Annotated in this window: 19 protein-coding genes; 7 read left to right on the top strand and 12 right to left on the bottom strand. The window is 66.7% G+C overall.

The annotated features are described in order from the left end of the window. Positions 1-7: 7 nt before the first annotated feature. The 3 genes from BM282_RS06640 (at position 8) to BM282_RS06630 (ending at position 1803) form a co-directional block, all read left to right on the top strand. Positions 8-709, top strand: a complete 702-nt coding sequence (locus BM282_RS06640) for an ABC transporter ATP-binding protein (RefSeq protein WP_089879469.1) — start codon at positions 8-10, stop codon at positions 707-709. 63 nt (positions 710-772) lie between these two features. After that, on the top strand, positions 773-1351 hold the full coding sequence (locus tag BM282_RS06635) for a cupredoxin domain-containing protein (protein WP_089878273.1): 579 nt from the start codon (positions 773-775) through the stop codon (positions 1349-1351). 86 nt (positions 1352-1437) lie between these two features. Next, positions 1438-1803 (top strand): DUF4112 domain-containing protein, encoded by a 366-nt coding sequence (locus tag BM282_RS06630; RefSeq protein ID WP_089878270.1) that lies wholly within the window; start codon positions 1438-1440, stop codon positions 1801-1803. A gap of 24 nt (positions 1804-1827) precedes the next feature. Here the strand turns inward: BM282_RS06630 and BM282_RS06625 are convergent, their stop codons facing one another. From BM282_RS06625 to BM282_RS06615, 3 genes are all read right to left on the bottom strand, one after another. Next, complete coding sequence (locus BM282_RS06625) at positions 1828-3030, bottom strand: alpha/beta hydrolase family protein (protein WP_089878267.1); 1203 nt, start codon at positions 3028-3030, stop codon at positions 1828-1830. 36 nt (positions 3031-3066) lie between these two features. Then, positions 3067-3864, bottom strand: a complete 798-nt coding sequence (locus tag BM282_RS06620) for an RIO1 family regulatory kinase/ATPase domain-containing protein (protein WP_089878264.1) — start codon at positions 3862-3864, stop codon at positions 3067-3069. Between the two features lie 62 nt (positions 3865-3926). Next, positions 3927-4361 carry a universal stress protein gene (locus BM282_RS06615; RefSeq protein WP_089879466.1) on the bottom strand — a complete coding sequence of 145 codons (435 nt, stop codon included), beginning with the start codon at positions 4359-4361 and terminating at the stop codon, positions 3927-3929. A gap of 161 nt (positions 4362-4522) precedes the next feature. On the opposite strand from BM282_RS06615, the gene BM282_RS06610 reads away from it, so the two are divergent. Further along, complete coding sequence (locus BM282_RS06610; protein ID WP_089878261.1) at positions 4523-5665, top strand: acyl-CoA dehydrogenase family protein; 1143 nt, start codon at positions 4523-4525, stop codon at positions 5663-5665. On the opposite strand, the gene BM282_RS06605 is transcribed toward BM282_RS06610, so the two are convergent. Continuing rightward, positions 5640-6185 (bottom strand): DUF7500 family protein, encoded by a 546-nt coding sequence (locus BM282_RS06605; RefSeq protein ID WP_089878259.1) that lies wholly within the window; start codon positions 6183-6185, stop codon positions 5640-5642. The genes BM282_RS06610 and BM282_RS06605 overlap by 26 nt on opposite strands. A 280-nt stretch (positions 6186-6465) precedes the next feature. Between BM282_RS06605 and BM282_RS06600 the strand changes: the two genes are divergently transcribed. After that, a complete protein-coding gene (locus BM282_RS06600) occupies positions 6466-8568 on the top strand; it encodes a histidine kinase N-terminal 7TM domain-containing protein (RefSeq protein ID WP_089878256.1) in 2103 nt (700 codons plus the stop codon). Positions 8569-8570: 2 nt separating this feature from the next. Here the strand turns inward: BM282_RS06600 and BM282_RS06595 are convergent, their stop codons facing one another. Further along, entirely contained in the window at positions 8571-8957 is a 387-nt protein-coding gene (locus tag BM282_RS06595; protein WP_089878253.1) for a hypothetical protein, read from the bottom strand. Positions 8958-9139: 182 nt separating this feature from the next. Here BM282_RS06595 and BM282_RS06590 point away from each other — a divergent pair, with 182 nt between their 5' ends. Continuing rightward, a complete protein-coding gene (locus BM282_RS06590) occupies positions 9140-10126 on the top strand; it encodes a carbohydrate kinase family protein (RefSeq protein WP_089878251.1) in 987 nt (328 codons plus the stop codon). Positions 10127-10140: 14 nt separating this feature from the next. Here BM282_RS06590 and BM282_RS06585 read toward each other — a convergent pair whose 3' ends face one another. From BM282_RS06585 to BM282_RS06555, 7 genes are all read right to left on the bottom strand, one after another. Beyond that, positions 10141-11211, bottom strand: coding sequence for a cell division FtsA domain-containing protein (locus BM282_RS06585; RefSeq protein ID WP_089878248.1), 1071 nt, complete (start codon positions 11209-11211; stop codon positions 10141-10143). A gap of 62 nt (positions 11212-11273) precedes the next feature. Further along, positions 11274-11852 (bottom strand): FlaD/FlaE family flagellar protein, encoded by a 579-nt coding sequence (locus BM282_RS19020; RefSeq protein WP_394327787.1) that lies wholly within the window; start codon positions 11850-11852, stop codon positions 11274-11276. Between the two features lie 553 nt (positions 11853-12405). Next, positions 12406-14793, bottom strand: a complete 2388-nt coding sequence (locus tag BM282_RS06575; RefSeq protein WP_089878243.1) for a methyl-accepting chemotaxis protein — start codon at positions 14791-14793, stop codon at positions 12406-12408. 107 nt (positions 14794-14900) lie between these two features. Then, positions 14901-15404 carry a chemotaxis protein CheD gene (locus tag BM282_RS06570; protein WP_089878240.1) on the bottom strand — a complete coding sequence of 168 codons (504 nt, stop codon included), beginning with the start codon at positions 15402-15404 and terminating at the stop codon, positions 14901-14903. Positions 15405-15458: 54 nt separating this feature from the next. Beyond that, positions 15459-16652: a chemotaxis protein CheC gene (locus BM282_RS06565; RefSeq protein ID WP_089878237.1), complete on the bottom strand. Its 1194-nt coding sequence runs from the start codon at positions 16650-16652 to the stop codon at positions 15459-15461. Then, positions 16649-17017, bottom strand: a complete 369-nt coding sequence (cheY, locus tag BM282_RS06560; RefSeq protein WP_089806186.1) for a chemotaxis protein CheY — start codon at positions 17015-17017, stop codon at positions 16649-16651. The genes BM282_RS06565 and cheY overlap by 4 nt, the downstream gene beginning before the upstream one ends. Positions 17018-17134: 117 nt before the next feature. After that, positions 17135-17698, bottom strand: a complete 564-nt coding sequence (locus BM282_RS06555; RefSeq protein WP_089878234.1) for a DUF7500 family protein — start codon at positions 17696-17698, stop codon at positions 17135-17137. A 144-nt stretch (positions 17699-17842) separates the two neighbouring features. Between BM282_RS06555 and BM282_RS06550 the strand changes: the two genes are divergently transcribed. Continuing rightward, positions 17843-18181, top strand: coding sequence for an ArsR/SmtB family transcription factor (locus tag BM282_RS06550; RefSeq protein WP_089878231.1), 339 nt, complete (start codon positions 17843-17845; stop codon positions 18179-18181). Positions 18182-18183 lie beyond the last annotated feature (2 nt).

Raw genomic sequence — 18183 nt, 5'->3', positions numbered from 1 at the left:
GCTCTCGGTGTCGAACGTCGACTCGGGGTACGGCGAGGCGCAGGTGCTCTCGGACCTGAACCTCCACGTCGACCGCGGCGAAATCGTCTGTCTCATCGGTCCGAACGGGGCCGGGAAGTCGACGGTGCTGAAGACCGTCTTCGGCCTCCTCAAACCGTGGGAGGGGACGGTGATGCTCGGTGACGAAGACATCACCGGCACCGACCCCGAGGACCTGGTCCGGATGGGCGTCGGCTACGTCCCGCAGGTGGACAACGTGTTCGGTTCGCTCACCATCGACGAGAACCTGCGGATGGGCGGCGTCGCCCGGAAGGGCGGCGTCGACGAGGTAATCCGCGAACTGTACGACCGGTTCCCCATCCTCGACAACAAGCGCGAGGCGAAGGCCCGCACGCTGTCCGGCGGTCAACGACAGGTGCTCGCGTTCGCCCGCGCCCTCGTGATGGAACCGGACGTCCTCCTCATCGACGAACCCTCGGCCGGACTCGCGCCGAGTATCGTCGAAGAGGTGTTCGAGGACGTGCAGACGGTGAACGAACTCGGGACGGCCATCCTCATGGTCGAACAGAACGCCCGCGAAGGGTTGGCCATCTCGGACCGCGGCTACGTCTTAGACCAAGGAACGGTCGCCTACGAGGACGACGCCGACGGACTGCTGGACAACCCCGAGGTGTCGCAACTCTACCTGGGCGGCGCGGACTACGAGTAGTCGGCCCGGAACCGGGCCGAATTTGGGAAATCGCTTTTTGCCGCTGTCGTCGCCGGTTCGCGTATGGATTCTACGCGACGGCACGTCCTCGAACTCGGCGTGGGCCTCGTCTCGGCGGTCGGACTCGCTGGCTGTCTCGGAAGCGGCGACGACGCCGCGACGACGGAACCGACGGAGACGGGCACGACGGCCGAGGCGACGCCGACGGCAGAAGAGACGCCGCCGACGACTGCCACGGCCGAACCGACGCCGCCGACGACTGCCACGGCCGAACCGACGCCGACGGCGTCTCCAACGCCGGAACCGACGACGTCCCCGACGCCCGAACCGTCCGGGGAGTCGGAGACGGTGACGCTCCGGAACAGTCGGTTCCGTCCGCATCGGCTCTCCGTCGCGACCGGAACGGCCGTCGAGTGGCGGAACGAGGACGGCTACCCGCACAACGTCAAGAGCACGCGGTTCAACGACTCGGCGGCGGAGTGGTCGTACTTCTCGAAGAACTTCGACGAAGGCGAGTCGGTTCGACACCGGTTCGACGAACCGGGCGCGTACGAGTACTTCTGCACAATCCACGGGACGGCGATGTGCGGCGTCGTCGTCGTCGGCGACGTCGACTACGACGGGACGCTCCCCTGCGAGTGAGTCGGGCGGACCGACGCGGACCCGGTGGACGACATCTGGTATATACGGCCATCACACCTTCCCGTGTGACCGGTGTAGCGAGTAGTATGACAGACCCAGCACTCTCTCTGGAAGAAGAGAACGTGATGAAGCGCGTCCGACTCGTCGCCGACTTGCTCGACGACGCGGTGAAAATTCCGGGCACCGACGTCGGCGTCGGCCTCGACTCGCTCGTCGGTCTCCTCCCCGTCTCGGGTGACCTCGTGGGCGGCGCGGCGTCGCTGTACACCGTGGCCGAAGCGGCCCGTCTCGGCGTGGAACCGAAGGTCATCGGCAAGATGCTCCTCAACATCGGCGTCGACGTCGGCGTCGGGTCGATTCCGGTTCTCGGCGACCTGTTCGACGTGCTGTTCAAGGCGAACGTCCGAAACGCCGACCTGCTCGAAGAGCATCTGACGAACCGAAGCGCGTAGTTCGGCCGCTCCCGGGCCGACGGCTCAGAGCGTCTCGTCCATCCAATCGTACACGACGCCGTGTGCGAGCGAGAGGTTCCCGAGTTGGCAGTGTTCCGCCGCGCCTTCTTCTTCGGTGAACACGCGGAGCGTCGTCTCGCCGGCGACGGCGTCGACGAACTCGTACGCGAGCGAGAGCGGAATCAGGTGGTCGTCCGCGCCCGCGAGGGCGAGCGTCGGGCACGTGATTCGGTGCGCCACGTCGCGCAGCGAGTAGCGCTTCAACACGTCGCGGAGGCCGGCCATGTCGGTGCCGAACACCCACTCCGAGTTCTGCCGTTGCCACCGCGCGCCCGGACTCATCCGGGCGGCGAGGGCGGCGGCGGCGTTCACGACGGAACCGGGGAGTCGGTCGAAGACGGCGGCGACCCGCTCCTGTCCCGTCGCCGACGCCGCCCAGAGGTCGACGCAGTGGTCGAACGCGACGACGGCGGCGACTCGGTCGTCGAACGCGGCGGCGCGGGGAGCGTAGTACCCGCCCATGCTCGCGCCGACGAGGGCGAGTCGGGCCTCGTCCACTTCCGGCCGGGCACAGACCGCGTCGAGGACGGGGGCGACGACGTGTTCCCAGTCGTGTCGTGCGACCAGTCCCCCCTCGCGAAGCGGTGCCCCCTGTCCGGGGCCGTCGAACGCGACGCAGACGTACCCGCGTTCGAGGGCCTCGGGAACGCCACAGAGGAAGTAGAGTTCCTCGGCGGTGGCGTCGAATCCGCCCACGAAGACGAGCGTCGGGTGTGGGTCCGCGCCGTCTCCGTCTCCCGGCGGTTCGGCCGGACGGTACACCGTCGCCGGGAGCGTCGTCTCCTCGTACGGGACGGCGAGGCGGTCGTATCGAACGCCGAGGCGGTCGAGACCGGCGAAGAACGTCTCCCTGCTCAGGTCGTACGTCGGGCGGCGGCGCGCGTCGTCCGCCGCGAGGAAGAACTCCGCCGTCCGGTAGTACGTGTGCGCGCGGTGGAACGCCCGACCCGCGGTTCGGTCGCGTCCGGCGGCCGCGGCCGACTCCGCCACTCGACGGACCCGGTCCGCCGTCCGTCGCCACTCGGTGTGCCACGCCTCGAAGTCGCCCTCGGGGATGCGTCCGACCGTCGCTCGGACTTCACCGAGCGCCGACCCGCCGTACGGCGCGTACGCCGCGGCGCGTCGCGCCTGATAGTCGAACGTCTGGTCGTCGAAGTAGGCTCGCACGACGTCTCCTTCGCGCCGCGAACGGATAGGTTTCGCTCACGTCGCCCGTTGCTCGATGACGCCTTTCAGCGCCGCGGCGTCGAAGTCGTGGTCCGGGCGGATGTTGACGAAGTCGAGGAACTCGAAGGCCGCGAGGAGTTCCACCGGCGTGTACGAGTCGAGTGCGGCGTCGACGGTCGCCTTCGGCCCGATGAGCGGTTCCATCGCCGCGAGCGCGCACGCGACGTCGTAGGACTTCGAGTCGGCGGCCCCCTCGTCGCTCACGTTCGTCGCGTCGATGAAGTAGACGTCGTCGTCGACGATGAGGACGTTCTCCGCGCGGAGGTCACCGTGCGCGAGTCCGTGGTCGTGCATCGTGCGGAGCGCCGAGAAGACGACCGGTGCGAGTCGCACTTCCGACTCGCGGTCGAGCGTGTCCAGCGACCGGAAGTGGGGGAGGTACTCCAAGACGAGGACGCCGAGACCCTCGACTTCGAAGGCCTCGACGGGTTCGGGGGCGTTCAGACCGATGTCGCGCATCCGGCGGGTCGCCTCCAGTTCGTGTTCGGCCATCTCCATCGGCGTGCCGAAGTGTTCGAAGAAGCCTTCGGTGCCGGAGGAGAACGCACCGAGGTTCCGGCCGGTAGTGAACAGGGCGTGGACCAGCGAGTTCTGCTTCGAGATGACCTTGACGAACCACTCGTCGTCGACGACCATGGGGGTGGAGAGCCAGTTGTCGGCGTCGAGGAACCGAACGTGTAACTCCTCGCGTCCGTAGCGTTCGCGCAGTTCTCGGACGACCGCCTCCAAGCGGGGCCAGTCCACGCGCCCCCGGACGAGGCGGCGGAATTCCATTGACCGTGATAACGAGCGCCGAGGCTATAACTGTCCGGGCAGATGCGGGGCGACGACCGGGGTCAGGACTCGGCGCGCACGGTCATCACCGGGGCGTCGGACTGTCGGACGACCCGTTCTGCGACGCTTCCGAGGAGATAGCGGCTCAGTCCGCTTCGGCCGTGCGTCCCCATCACCACGAGGTCACAGCGCTCCTCGTCCGCGTAGTCGCATATCTCGGTGGCCGGGGTGCCGGTCACGACTGTCGTCGTCACCGGGACGTCCGCCTCGCGAACCTTTTCGGCCACGCCCTCGACGACGGACTCGCCGTGTTCTCGAATCGCCTCGAACACGTTGTCGGCGTCCACCGCCCAGTTTCCCTGTCCGCCCATCCGCACGTCCACGACGAAGAGGACGTGCACCTCGGCCTCGTAGCGTCGCGCGAGTTCGAGTGCGTGCTCGATAGCCACCGCCGCACAGTCGCTTCCGTCGGTCGGCACGAGGATTCTGTCGTACACGATTTGCTGTTCTCGCGCTGACGTCTTAGTCGCGGCGGCGGTTCTCGAACCGCGAGAGGCGTGACCGAAAGCGACGCCGCGAAGCACCGACGCGACGCGGTCCGGGGATATTCATCACGGTCGTTCGATTACTTTATTGCGGTAACGTAGAAAGAAGCGCTATGGACTTCGAGTTGCCCTCCGAGCACCGGATGATTCGCGACACCGTCCGGGAGTTCTGCGAGGAGGAGATTTCGCCCATCGCACAGGAGATAGAGGACGAGCATCGCTTCCCCGAGGAGGTGTTCGACGAACTGGCCGACCTGGACATGCTCGGCGTCCCCATCTCCGAGGAGTACGGGGGACTCGGCGGCGACCAACTCATGTACGCGCTCGTCACCGAGGAACTGGGCCGCGTCTCCGGCGGCATCGGCCTCTCCTACGCGGCGCACGTCAGCCTCGCGTCGAAACCCATCGAACTGTTCGGAACCGACGAGCAGAAAGAGCGGTGGCTCCGTCCGCTCGCGGAAGGCGACTATCTCGGCGCGTGGGCGCTCACAGAGCCCGGTTCCGGGTCCGACGCCAGCGACATGGACACCGTCGCCGAGAAGGATGGCGACGAGTGGGTTCTCAACGGAACGAAGCAGTTCATCACGAACGCGAACGTCGCAGGGTCCGTCCTCGTCAAGGCCGTGACGGACCCCGGTGAGGGCTACGACGGCATCTCCACGTTCATCGTCGACCCGAGAAACGACGACGGGTTCGAGGTGACGTCGGTGTGGGACAAGATGGGGCTGAACTCCTCGCCGACGTGCGAACTCGCGTTCGACGACGTTCGACTCCCCGAGGACCGACTGCTCGGCGAGGAGGGCGAAGGCTGGACGCAGACGATGAAGACGTTAGACGGCGGCCGCATCTCTATCGCCGCGCTCTCGACGGGCCTCGCGCAGGGCGCGTACGAGGCGGCGAAGACGTACGCCGCGGACAGAGAGCAGTTCGGCAAACCCATCTCGAAGTTCGACGCCATCCGCGACAAACTCGTCGACATGCACCGAAAGACCGAGCGTGCGCGACTCCTGACCCACAAGGCGGCGACGCGCTACGACAACGGCCAGTCGGTCACCCAGGAGTCCGCACTCGCGAAACTCGACGCGTCGGAAGCGGCCCGAAAAGTCGCAGAAGACGCCGTGCAGGTCCTCGGCGGGTACGGGTACACCGAGGACTTCGCGCCGCAGCGATTCTACCGCGACGCCAAACTGATGGAGATCGGAGAGGGGACGAGCGAGATTCAGCACCTCGTCATCGGTCGGCAGTTGGGCCTCTGAGGCCGAACTCCGAGCGCGAGAGGAGGACCGAGAGCACTTTCTTCGGGTCGTCGGACGGTGAGACCTGCCGCGCGTACCAGCGGAGCATCGACGCACACACCGCGCCGATGTCGTCGCCGTCGATGCGCGTCTCGAACGTCCCTTCGTCCGTCCGCGCCGCGAGTTCGACGAAGTACTTCGGGTCGTCTCGCGACTCGCGCGCGAGAGCCGTCTCGTCCGGTACCGCGGTCGGTGTCGCCGCGGCGTCCGCGCCGTTGCCGGCGGTGTCGACACCGCCGTCGGTCTCCGCATCAACGTCGGTCTCCGTATCGGCGTCGGCGGCATCGGTACCGACGTCGGTCTCGGCGTCGACGTCACCTGGTCGTCCTCGAACGCCCGTCGAGAGCGGCCGTCTCGGGGTGGGTGCGGGGTCGGTGCTGGTGGCGACGACGTACCGCCCGTCGCCCAGTGCGGTCACTCGGTCGTCCCGTCGAAAGTCCAGTTCGTCCGGTGTGAGGGGTTCGCGGTCCGCTTCGTCCATACCGGTGACACGACACCACCGGGTATCGTTATAGACCGTGTGATTCACCGTCGAGACGGCGTAACGAGTGGTTTTGTCGGCGATTCGGGCGGTTAGCCGGTCCGTTCTCTGCGGTCCGAACGCCCCGTCTCGACGGGGGCGAATTATCACACTCGATACCGCGAGGGAACTGCTTAAGTAGTTGTTTTTCATCGATTCCCGTGAGGACGTGCGCCGCCGTTTGGGGAGTGACGGCTACCGTTATCGAGGGTGAAACTCACGAACCGATGCAACCGAACCGATGATACGGACGACTATCGGCCTCTCGCTCGTAGCGGGAGCGCTCTGCGCGTCCGTCACCGTCGTCGTGCTCCTTCGATACAACTTCTACTCGCGTCGCGTTCGCGTTCCGTTCGCCGTTCTCTCGTTGGTGTGCGCCGTCTGGGCGACGGCGTACGGGTTCAAACTGATGGCTCCGACGCGGACGGGGTCGCTTCTGTGGTACCAACTCACGTGGGTCGGCGCGGCGTTCGCGCCGACCGCGTGGTTCGTCTTCGCCCTCGCGTACGCCGGTGACAGGACGACGCTCACGCGGCGGAACATCGCCGCACTGTGCGTCGAACCCGTCCTCGTGGTGCTCCTCGTCGTCACCGGCGTCGCGGGGACGAACGACCTGTTCGTCGCCGGATTCGACCACGTGACCGTCGGTTCGTGGAGCTACGTCGTCGCGGCGCAGGGTCCGTTGTACGACGTCCACCTGCTCTACGTCACCACGCTGGCACTGGTGGGTGCCGTCGTCATGGGACGACTCCTCGTCCGCGGCGACGGCACCTACCGGCGGGGAACCCTCGTTCTCCTCGCCGCCGCGGCGCTCCCGTTGCTCGGGTTCGCGGTGGACCTCCTCGGTCGGTCGCCGACGGAACTCCAGTCGGTCCCGCCCGCACTAGGTCTGTCGGCGCTCGTCGTCCTGTTCGGCCTCCAGAGCGACGAACTGTTCGACGTGACGCCCGTCGCACGCGACCTGGTCCTCACGGAGATTCGCGACGGTATCGTCGTCCTCGACGACCGGGCGCGCGTCGTCGAGTTGAACCCCGCGGCCCGGCCGCTCTTTACCGTCCCGCGGTCGTCGGCCGTCGGGTCGCACGTCGCCGACGTGTGCCACAACTCGCTCGGGATGTACGCGCTCTTAGACGGCGACAGAGACCGACTCGACCTCAAAATCGAAGACGACGACGAACGACGGTACTACGAGGCGACGGCGACGCCCATCGGCGGGACCGAGGGCCACGACCGCGGGTGGACGGTCGTCCTTCGCGACACCACCGAACGGCGACGGACCGAGGCGAAGTTCCGCGCACTCATCGAGAACTCGCGCGACCTCATCACCGTCCTCGACGCCGAGGGGACGCGGACGTACGCGAGTCCGTCGTCCGAACAGGTGCTCGGCGTCCCTCGGGAACGACTCGAAGGCAACGGCGCACTCGACCGCATCCACCCCGACGACTACGAAGCGGTCGCATCGACGTTCGAGGAGGGAATCGCGACGAGCGACGCCGTCCGCGCGGAGTTCCGAACGAAGCACGCCGACGGGACGTGGCGGACCCTCGACGCCGTCGCGGTGAACCTCCTCGACGACCCCGCCGTCGGTGGCGTCGTCGTCAACTCCCGCGACGTGACCGAGCGTCGACGCTACGAACAGCGACTCCGGGTCCTCAACCGCATCCTCAGACACGACCTCCGGAACGACATGAACGTCATCCTCGGACACACGGAGTTGCTGGCGGACAGACTCGACGACCCCGACGAGATGGCCCACGTCGAGACGATACGGCGGAAAGCGCGGTCGCTCGTCTCGCTCGGCGAACGCGCCCGACAGATAGACAAGACGCTGCACAGCGACGAGCGAGAACGAGTCCCCGTGGAGATTACCGACCTGCTCCGCGACCGGTTGGCGGCCGTCCGAGACGAAAACCCGTCCATCGTCCTCGACACGTACCTCCCCGAAGAGGCGTGGGTGCTGGCGACGAACCAGGTCGGAACGGCGGTGACGAACGTCGTGGACAACGCCCTCGAACACAACGACCGGGTGCTCCCGCGGGTCGGCGTCTCCGTCACGACGCGGCCGGCGGACGACGAAGTCGAGGTCCGCGTCGTCGACAACGGACCGGGCATCCCCCCCTCCGAACTCGCCGCGTTGGAGTCCGGCACCGAGACGCAACTGCAACACGCCAGCGGACTCGGCCTGTGGCTGGTGAAGTGGATTCTCTCGGTGTCGAACGGGTCGATATCGTTCGAGGAACGAGACGGGAGAGGAACGGCCGTCGTGATGCGGTTCGAGTGCGCGTCCGCCCCGGCGGATTCGGCGCGCGACGGCGACGAGGAACTCGCGCGTTCGGACGACTGACCTCAGGGCCGCGTGAGCACGAACGCGCTCCGGCCGCCGGTCGGAACGCGCTCCCCACCGAGGTGTTCGACCGCCTGTTCGTGGTGCACCGCTCTGAGAGCGTCGCCTTCGCCGGGAGGGCAGTCGAGTGCGTCGAGGAACTCCTCCCAGACGGCGTCCTCGACGGCCAAGAGATACACGTCCGGACGACGTTCGAGGAGTGGGTCCCGGGGAAGCGTCCGCCGCCACTCGTACACGATGTCGTCGACACCCGGAAGCGACCGAACGCCCTCCTGATGCGCTCTCAGGACGTCTCGAAGCCTCGCCTCGTCGAGTTCGCGTTCGCGCGCGACGCGCCGAATCACCCCGTCGTCGAACGCCGAGAGCGGCGGCCGCGACCCTGTGTCCATAGCTCCTCGGAGGCGACGCACCGACTTCAACGCGGGCGGTCGAGGGAGCGAGCGGTGGGCGCCAGTCGACGACGGAGCGACCGAGCGAGAGGAATCGAGAGAGCGACCGAACGCCGGCAGACCCGGACGTGGATACTGCCGTCGTGAGTGGTTTCAACTACCCCGTGACCGTACGACGTGCCATGAATTCAGACAGACTCGCGGCCGACGGGGGGTCACCCCGCGTCGTCGTCGCCGGTGAGACGCTCATCGACTTTCTCCCCGACCGAGAGGGTTCGTTGCGGTCGGTCGAATCGTTCAGCAGACGTCCGGGCGGCGCGCCAGCGAACGTCGCCGTCGCCCTGTCGCACTTGGACGAGACGCCGGCGTTCTCCACCCGCGTCGGCGACGACCCGTTCGGTGACTTCCTCGTGGAGACGCTGGCAGACGCCGGACTCGGGACGGAGTTCGTCGAACGGGACCCCGAGGCGAAGACGTCGCTCGCGTTCGTCGCCCTCGGCGACGACGCCGACCGGGGGTTCTCGTTCTACCGGGACCGGACCGCGGACACGCGGATGGAACCCGGCGCGGTCCCGGACGCGACGCTCGAAGCGGCCGAGTGGGTCCACGTCGGCGGCGTCACGCTCACGAACGAACCGTCCAGAGAGGCGACGTTCGACCTGATGCGCCGCGCCCGCGACGCCGGGGCGACGGTGTCGTTCGACCCGAACGCCCGTCCCGAACTGTGGAGCGAGTTCGACTACGCCGAGTCGGTACAGGAGGCGTTCGAACTGGCTGACGTGGTGAAGGCGACGCCCGAGGACCTCGACGAACTCGACTACGACGGCGACCCCGAGTCGGTCGGGCGCGAAATCACCGAAGACGGTCCGCACACGGTGTTTCTCACCCTCGGAAGCGAGGGCTCGCTCGCCGTGACGACGGAGGCGTCGCCGTGGTCCGACGGCGGCGACGTCGTCTCACACGGCGGCTACGACGTCGACCCGGTCGATACGACCGGCGCGGGCGACGCGTTCACCGCCGGCGTCGTCGCGGCCCTCGTCGACGGCCGGTCGCTCTCGGAGTCGCTGGCGTTCGCGAACGCCGTCGCCGCGGTGACGACGACTGCCGCGGGCGCGATGACGGCACTGCCGGACCGCGAGGCGGTCCGAGAGTTCGTCGCCTCGCAGTAGCGCTCCGACGACCCTCACTTGACGAGTCGTTCGGCGATGCGGCGGGCACCCTCCGCGGGTGCGAGGTCCGGCCGGTCCGCCGAGATGCACTCCACGTCGCGGTTGAGTTCCTCGGAGAGTCGCGTCTCGAACTCCTCGACGATGCCGGGGATGCAGGCCATCCCGCCGGTGAGGACGATGGGCTTCGAGAGGGCGAGTTGGTACGGTTTCATGTGGTCGTTCGCCAACTGCGCGAGGAAGTTGTTCGCCACCTCGTCGACGGCGTCGTCGAGGTAGTCGTCGAGGGGTTCCATCACGGAGCGTTCGATGGTGAACTCGTGAGAGCCACCGCCCGGTTGCTGTATCACGTCGGTGAACGCCTCGAAGTCGTCGAAGTCGGCGTGTTCCTCTTTGTACTCGCGCGCCGTCGTCAGGTCGATGTTCACTCTGCCCTGCGTCTCCTCTTCGACGGCGTTCGCGATGCGGCGGTCCACCTCGTTGCCCGTGACGGCACCCGAGACGAACGGGGAGAGCTGTTCGCCGTGGCGGTACGCGGAGGCTTCGAGGTTGGTCGACCCCATGTTGACCGCGGCGAACACGCTGTCGATGGCCTCTAAGTCGTCGCCGAACGCCGGAATCGCCCCGCAGAGCGACTCGGGGAAACTGCGGACGAGGGCGTCGCCGACGGGGCTCTCTTCGATGACGCGGTTGAGGTTTCGCAGGCCGGGTTCGTTGTCGATGGTGGGAATCGCGTAGACGACGGCGCTGTCGCCGTCGAGGCCGTTCGCGGTCACCAACTCGGAGAAGAACTTCTTCGCCGACTCCGCACCGTCGTCGTCCTCGGGGAGTCCAGAGCGGAGCATGTACTCGACTCTGTCGGGGTACTCCTGGGCGGCCTGTTCGCCGTAGAGGACGCGTTCGTCGCCGGTCAGCGCGTCTTCGTACGTCGCGAGGCAGGTGAGCGTCCGAACCGTCTGCAGGTCGCCGTCGCCGTCGTAAAACTGGAGAATCGTTCGCGTACTCCCCAGTTTCACGCCGACGGGCGTGGGTCCGGTCGTCGATTCGTCGTCGAACGAGGCGTCTCCGTCTGTTCCATCCTCCGCCATACCCCCACCGTAGCGCACCGAATGAAAAACGTTGTCGGTCAATCGACAGACGCGACCCGCGGTCAGAGCGAGGGAGACCGACCCTGACGGGGGGACTCCTCGTCGCTCCGCCCGGCCATCGAGGCCAGTCTGGCGACGTGGACCAAGCTGAGGTGGTGGTCGTCCACGTCGAACTCCGTCGTGTTCGAGACGTTCCCCGAGAAGCCGATGAGGTAGTCGTGCAGTTCCGTCTCGACGTCTTCGGTGATCCAGTCGACCGAGAGGTAGTAGCGGAGTGCGTCCATCGTCCGCTTGAACCCGCCCTTGAGGACGAGGAACTCCAACCAGTCGAAGACGACGCGTTCGGCGGCGTACTCCTTCGGAACGCTGGAGAGGTAGGGCTTCTCTAAGGACCCGCCCGCGGCGGCCGTCTCGTGCATGAGTAGCTGTTCGAGTTGGTTGTGTCTGAGCGCCTCGCCGGCGCGCCCACGCGGACGGTCGTGCACCGGGTTGTCGAAGCGGAACTCGCCGACCTCCTCGAAGTCGAACCGCCGGCCGTCGTAGGAGCGTTCGTAGCCGAGTTCGTCGTACCCGCCTCGCGGCCCGTCGCGACCGTTTCGGCGGCCGTCACCGTCCCCACCGCCGAAGCCGAACCGGCTCACGATGTGGTCCGCGCGGGCGACTTCGTCGTACGCGCGCGCGTGGTCGCTGTATCCCTCTCGCGGTCGTCGAAGGCCGTCGTCCCGTCGGGAGCGCCCGCTTCGGTCACGTTCCTCGTAGCCGTCGTAGTCGTCGTGGTCGGCCCGGGTCTGTCCCCCGCGTCCGCCCCCGTCACGGTTCTCGCGGCGGTCGTAGCCTCGGTCGTCCCGGCGGTCGCGGCCGTCGCGTCCTCGGTCCGGACCGTCCGAGCGACTCCGACGTCTGCGACCCTCGCGCGGCGCGTCGGTGCGGGTCGGGCGACCCCCCTCGCCCCCGCGGCGACGGTCGTCGTCGGCGCTGTCTCGGTCGGTTCGTCGTTCGTCGGCGATACGCCGGAGTTCACGTAGGTCGTAGTTGTCAGGGTCTATCTTCATACCTCACCTCGCTCGCACGACGGCACGACGACGCCGTACGGTCACCTCCGGCGGCGCGGAGGCGACGTGCGTTGGTCCAGAACAGTCACGGGGTCGTGATAAACGTACCCCCGAGATTATCACCCGAGATAACGGGTCGCTCTCAGTCCGACGACGCCCCGCCGTCCGGCGCGGCGGCGCGACCCGAGACGTCGGGTTCGTCGTCTCCCGGTGGCGTCGAGTGCCCCTCCGAGTCCGTCCGGTCGTCCGGGGAGTCCGCCGAATCTCGCTCGGCGAACTCGACGCCGTCGGCCGACGCGTCGCGCACCTCGAACCGGTCGAGCATCGTCACCAACTGCGTCGTGTCCGTCGACAGCGACTGGATGCGGTCGTCGACGCTTCCGAGCGTCGCCGTCTGCCCCTCCGCGGCCGTCGCGACGGCGCCCGCCTCGCCCGCCATCTCCTCTGCGATACTCGCTATCTCGTCGGCCGTCGCCAACACCTCCTGCGCCGAGGTGGCCTGCCCGCCCGTCGCGTCGGTTATCTCGTGGACGCTGGCGTTCGTCTCCTCTATCTGTTCGACGATGTCGTCCAGCGACCGGAGCGCACCCTCCACGTCCTCGGCCCCGTTCCGGACCCCGTCGTGCATCCGTTCGACCCGTTCGACCACGCGTTCTCGCTGTTCGCCGATGTCCTCGACGAGTGCGGATATCTCCGCGGCGGAGGTCCGCGTCTCCTCGGCGAGCGTCTTCACCTCGCGGGAGACGACGGCGAAGCCCTCCCCCTCCTCGCTGGCGCGGGCGGCCTCTATCTGCGCGTTCAACGCGAGGACGTTCGTCTGCTCGGCCACGTCGGTGATGACCTCGACCACGTCGCCTATCTCGGCGAGTCTGTCGTCCAGTCGCTCAACCTCCTCGACGGTTCGCTCGGTCTCGGTTCGGATGTCGTCCATCCCGTCGAGGGCGTCGCCGGCGGCGTCGACACCGCCGTGGGCTCTGTCCGCCGTCTGCGCCGACAGCGACGCGAGTTCGTCGGCCGCCGAAGCGATCTGTTGGACGGACGCCGAGAGGTCGTTCACCTCCTTCGTGACGTGCGTCAGATTCTCGCTTTGCTCTTCGGCACCGGCGGATATCTGCTCGATTGACGTCGCGACCTCTCGGCTGGTCTCGCTGACGTGTTCGGTCCGTTCGGCGACGTCTTCGCCGAGGGCGGCGACCTGTCGACCGAACTCGGAGACGGTGACGATGGTTCCCTCCATCTCGTCCATCATCTCGTTGAACGAGTCGGCGATGTTCGCCATCTCTCTGGACCGACTGTCGCCGTCCATCCGGGCGGTCAGGTCGCCCGCGGCGGTCCGGTCCATCACGTCGCAGTACGCGTCCGCGTCCGCTCTCTGGTCGCGCAGGTCGTCGCGCATCTGGGCGACGCCCGCGAACACCTCGCCGAACTCGTCTTCTCTGTCGACTTCGAGGTCCGTGTCGAGCGCACCCGCTCTGAGTTGCGAGACGGCCCTGGAGAGTCGTTCGAGCGGTCTGACCGTGATACGCCGGAGGACGTAACCGACCGCGGCCAGCGAGACGACGGCGAGAGCGACGATGAGGAACACGTGCATCCCGACGGTGTGTTGGAGGGCGTACGCCGTCTTCGTCGGGACGTAGACGAGGACGACGGAACCGTCACCGCTCGGGGCGTACGCGACCAGGTGGCGTTCGTCCATCACGTCGTCCGCCGGACGTTCGAGGACCCCCGACTGTCCGCGCGTCGTCCGTTCGAGTATCGGACTGTCGGGGTCGATGTCGGCGAGGTCCGACCCGCCGGAACTGAACGTCGACTTCCCGTTCGCGGAGACGACGTGGACGAACGACCCGTTCATCTCCGTGTCGAGACGCGACTGGAGGACGGACACGTCGGCGGTGACGACGAGGGCCCCGTTCGGTTGACTCTGGACGCGAGAGCCGAAGGCGACGACGCGCTTTCCGGCCGCCGACGTGTACGGGTCCGACCGAACGACGTTGTCTGCGAACGTCGACTTGACGGACGAGACGAACGCCGTGTCACTCCACGGCGTCTCGCCGACCATCGAATCGTTCGAACTGGCCACGACTTCGCCGGAGTTCGTGTCGACGTAGTGGATGGCCGCGTATCCGAGTGGGAGTCTCGACCGCTCGGACTTCAGGTTCTCACTCAGGATGTACGACGGCGAATCGTACATCTCGTACGACGAGAGCATCCGCGTCGTCTCCCGTCGCTGTTGCATCCACTCGCCGAACTGGTTGGCCTGCAGTTCGGCTGTCTGTGCCACCTCCGACTGCGCGCTCGACTGCACCTCGGCGGCGACCGTCTGGTACTCGAACGCGGCGACACCGGCGAAGAGGACGATGACGACGAGGAACAGCGAGACGAGTTTCCGAGCGTAGCTTCCACGGACCTGTCGCGGCAGGAGCGACCGCCGACCGGTCGTTCCGGACCGACGTCTCTCCAGCAGGTCATCGAGCGAGCGTGTTGGCAGCCGTCTCCGAACTCGCCGAAGTGCGGCGCGAAACCAATCCATGCCCAGCGTGACACGAGTTGACGGATAAATTCTCTGCCGCGATTATCAAAAGCAGTAACGTCGGAGAGCTACGGTGCGAAGCCGGTCGAGACGCGGTCGGCCGAGAGTCAAATCGTCGTTCGTCCGGCGTTTGCACTGCGTACGCGAAGGTCACCGGTCGACGCGACGAGTTCGAGCGACCGGCCGTGGTCGCCGCCGACGTTCTCTGCGACGATACTGATACGCTCTCGGCCGAGAACCTCGCGGGCGGCGGCGACGTTTCGGTCGCCGATGCTCCCGTCCGTCGAGGAGAACTCGAACATCGTGCTGCCGCCGGCGAGTTTCGCCCGCACGTTGCGGGGGTTGGCTCCCCGGTCCACCATCGACTGGAGGAGGGCGGGAACGACCGTGTCGACGTACTTCGCCTCCTTCGAGTCGCCGTTCGCGTAGGGGAGCATGGCGTGTGCGAGTCCGGCGACGCCCGACGCGTTGTCGTAGAGGGCGATGCCGACGCACGACCCGAGTCCACTCGTCGTCAGCGTCTCGTCACCGGACACGACGCCGTAGTCTGCGATACCGACTTTCGTCCGCTCGCGAACCGTGTTCGTCGTGTCGCTCGTGTAGATTTTCATCGTGTGTGTCCGCGGAGACGAGACGGCCGGCTGACGGCCGCCCCGTCGGGGTGTCTACTGCGCCTCCGCCGCGAGTTGGTCGAGTGCCTCGCGGAGTTCGGACTCGTTCGGAAGGGCGTAGATGTCGCAGGTGAACGCGTCGTTCTCGGTCCGAATCGCCGAGTCGATGAGGAAGGCGTACTCCTGTGCTTGGGCGAGTTCGGTCGCCAACGGGTCGACGATGGCGGAGCCGATGTCGTCGACGTACGTGGGTGGCGATATCTCGATGACCGTCTCCAGCGCGTTCGCCCAGCCGTCGATGAAGCCCGACGTGACGATGTTTCCGATCTCCTGGATGGCGCTCTGCCGCATCGCCGGGTCGGCCTCCATGCCGGGCATGAGCGCGTCCGCCACCTTCTCGGCGGACTCGTCGTCGAACAGGATGGCGATGTAGCCCGACGGCGTCCCCATGAACTCCAACACGACGCCCTTCCGGGTCGCGTCGGTCAGTTGCATCGGCACCGCCTCGATGGGGACGAAACTCAGTCGGCTAACTTCGACGGCCGACTCCATGCCGGTCATCGCCGTGAGGTCGTCGGACGCCTGTTCGGCCCCCTCGGATATCATACTGGAGAACGACGTGAACGTCTCGATGGGGACCGAGTCCGACTCGCCTCCGGTGAGATTCGAGATGGTGTCGACCGAATCGTGCGTCGGGAGCATGTAGATGTGGAAGCCGACGCGACTCTCGCTGGTCTCCAGTTGGTTCCGGAACGCCAGTACGTGGTCGTCGCCGGTGGCCATCTGAAAGCCGGAGTCCCCGGTGATGTCTTCGAGCGTGCCCTCGGTCTGCGTGTCGACGAACGTCGGTGTGGTGATGTCGATAGACGTCTCGAGGTGGTCGGCCCACCCGTCGAGAAAGCCCCCGAGCATGATGTTCCCGAGTTCCTTCAGGCCGCTCGTCGCCATCTCGCCCTCGGGTTGGTCGGCCGCGCCCGGGACGAGGACGTCGACGAGTTCGACGGCCTCCGCTCGGTCGAACGCGAGGACGGTTCGACCGTCGATACCGCCGTTGAAGCCGATGTGAACCGTCACGAGGTCGCGTTCGTGGAACTCTCGCTCGACGTCCTGACGCGTACTGACCTCTATCTTCGTGACGTTGACGAACGTCTCGACGCCGGTGAGTTGCGAGAGCGACCCGGCGGCGCGTTCCGCACCGGAGTGAGCGAGGCGGCTGAACGTCCGTAGCGACTGGACGTCTAAGTTCATGCCTCGACGCTCACCACGTCGTCGATGGCTTGGAGGACGTTGGGCTTCTGGAACGGTTTCGTGATGTAGCCGTCCGCACCGGCTTCGACCGCCTCGCGCATCTTCTCTTCCTGCCCGACGGAGGTGCACATGATGACCGACGCGTTCGCGTCGAGCGACTTTATCTCGGTCGTCGCCTCGATGCCGTTTCGAATCGGCATCACGACGTCCATCGTGACCACGTCAGGGTCCAGTTCTCGGTACAGTTCGACCGCTTCGACGCCGTTCTCTGCCTCGCCGACCACCTCGTGCTCGCCGTCGAGCAACTGCTTCAGCAGGTTCCGCATAAACGCCGAGTCGTCCACGACCAGTACGGTGCTTGCCATGCTCCCACTTTCTGGGAAACCGGCTATAAACCCTTCCACCCCATTATCAACGCTGATACAGTACCGTCTCGGAATGGGGACGAACTGGCGGGAGGAGGCCGTTGTCGGGCGCTCGGGCTAGTCTCGCGGTGGTATCTGGAGACCGTCGCCCGCGAGCGCCTCGACGAGGTCACCGATGGAGTCACTCGTCGTCAGTCCGTGTTCGCGAAGAACCGGCGCGAGCACTTTCGTCGGGAACGTGACGTCGGTGTCGGACGCCAAAAGCAGGATACCGAGGACTTCCGCCGACGAGGCGTCGCCGTCGACGCTGTCGGCGTACCACGCGGCGAGGTCACCGAACGCCGTCGCCACGTCGTCGGAGAACAGTTCCCGATGGGAGACCGACCCGTCGAACGACGCCGTCAGTGAGAACCCGTAGTCGGCGTCGCGGTCGGAGACGTACCGGGCCATCTGCTGACTGGCGAACCGACCCCGCTCTTCTATCGTGTGGTCCGCTTCAGACGGGGCATCCCCGGTCTCGTCTACGTTCGGCGTCCCGTCGTTGTCGGTGGCGACGACGTACCGCCCCTCGCCGATTTCGGCGACGCGTTCGCTCTCGGTGTAATCCAACTGACGGGGACCGACGACTCCCTCTTCGCTCCGCCGTGTCGAACGGTCGCGCGGAGGGTCGTCGGAGGCCATGCCCGGAGGTGGCCTCGGGGAACTAATAAGACCATCGCCGACGCCGCGACTGTCGTCGCTCCGGTGGCGTACGTCCACCGGGCCGATGTCCCCTCACGATAACCAACACATTCACATTAACTCACGACAGAGATAGCTCCATCTATGGAGTCTGACAGGACCCTTGCAGCGCTGGGCAACGAATACAATCCCGATATCTTACGCGCTGCGGACGAACCTCACTCCGCTCAAGAGTTCAGCGAGATGCTCGATATTCCCATTGCGACGTGCTACCGTCGTATCGAGGAACTGACCGCCGCCGGCCTTCTCGACCTCCACGACAGAGTTCTCTCGGACGAACACCGCCGAACCAACGTCTACCGGCGCGAGGTAGACGAGATAGTCATCCGCTTCGACGGTCAGGAGTGCAACGTCCAAGTCACCGAACGACCCGAAGTGAAGAACAAACTCGACGACGTCTGGCGGCAGATCGCTCGCGACTGATC

The organism is Halogeometricum limi, from assembly GCF_900115785.1.
GTDB classification, from domain to species: domain Archaea; phylum Halobacteriota; class Halobacteria; order Halobacteriales; family Haloferacaceae; genus Halogeometricum; species Halogeometricum limi.
The sequence above is the reverse complement of the archived record's forward strand: the minus strand, read 5'-3'. Positions and strand labels throughout refer to the sequence as shown.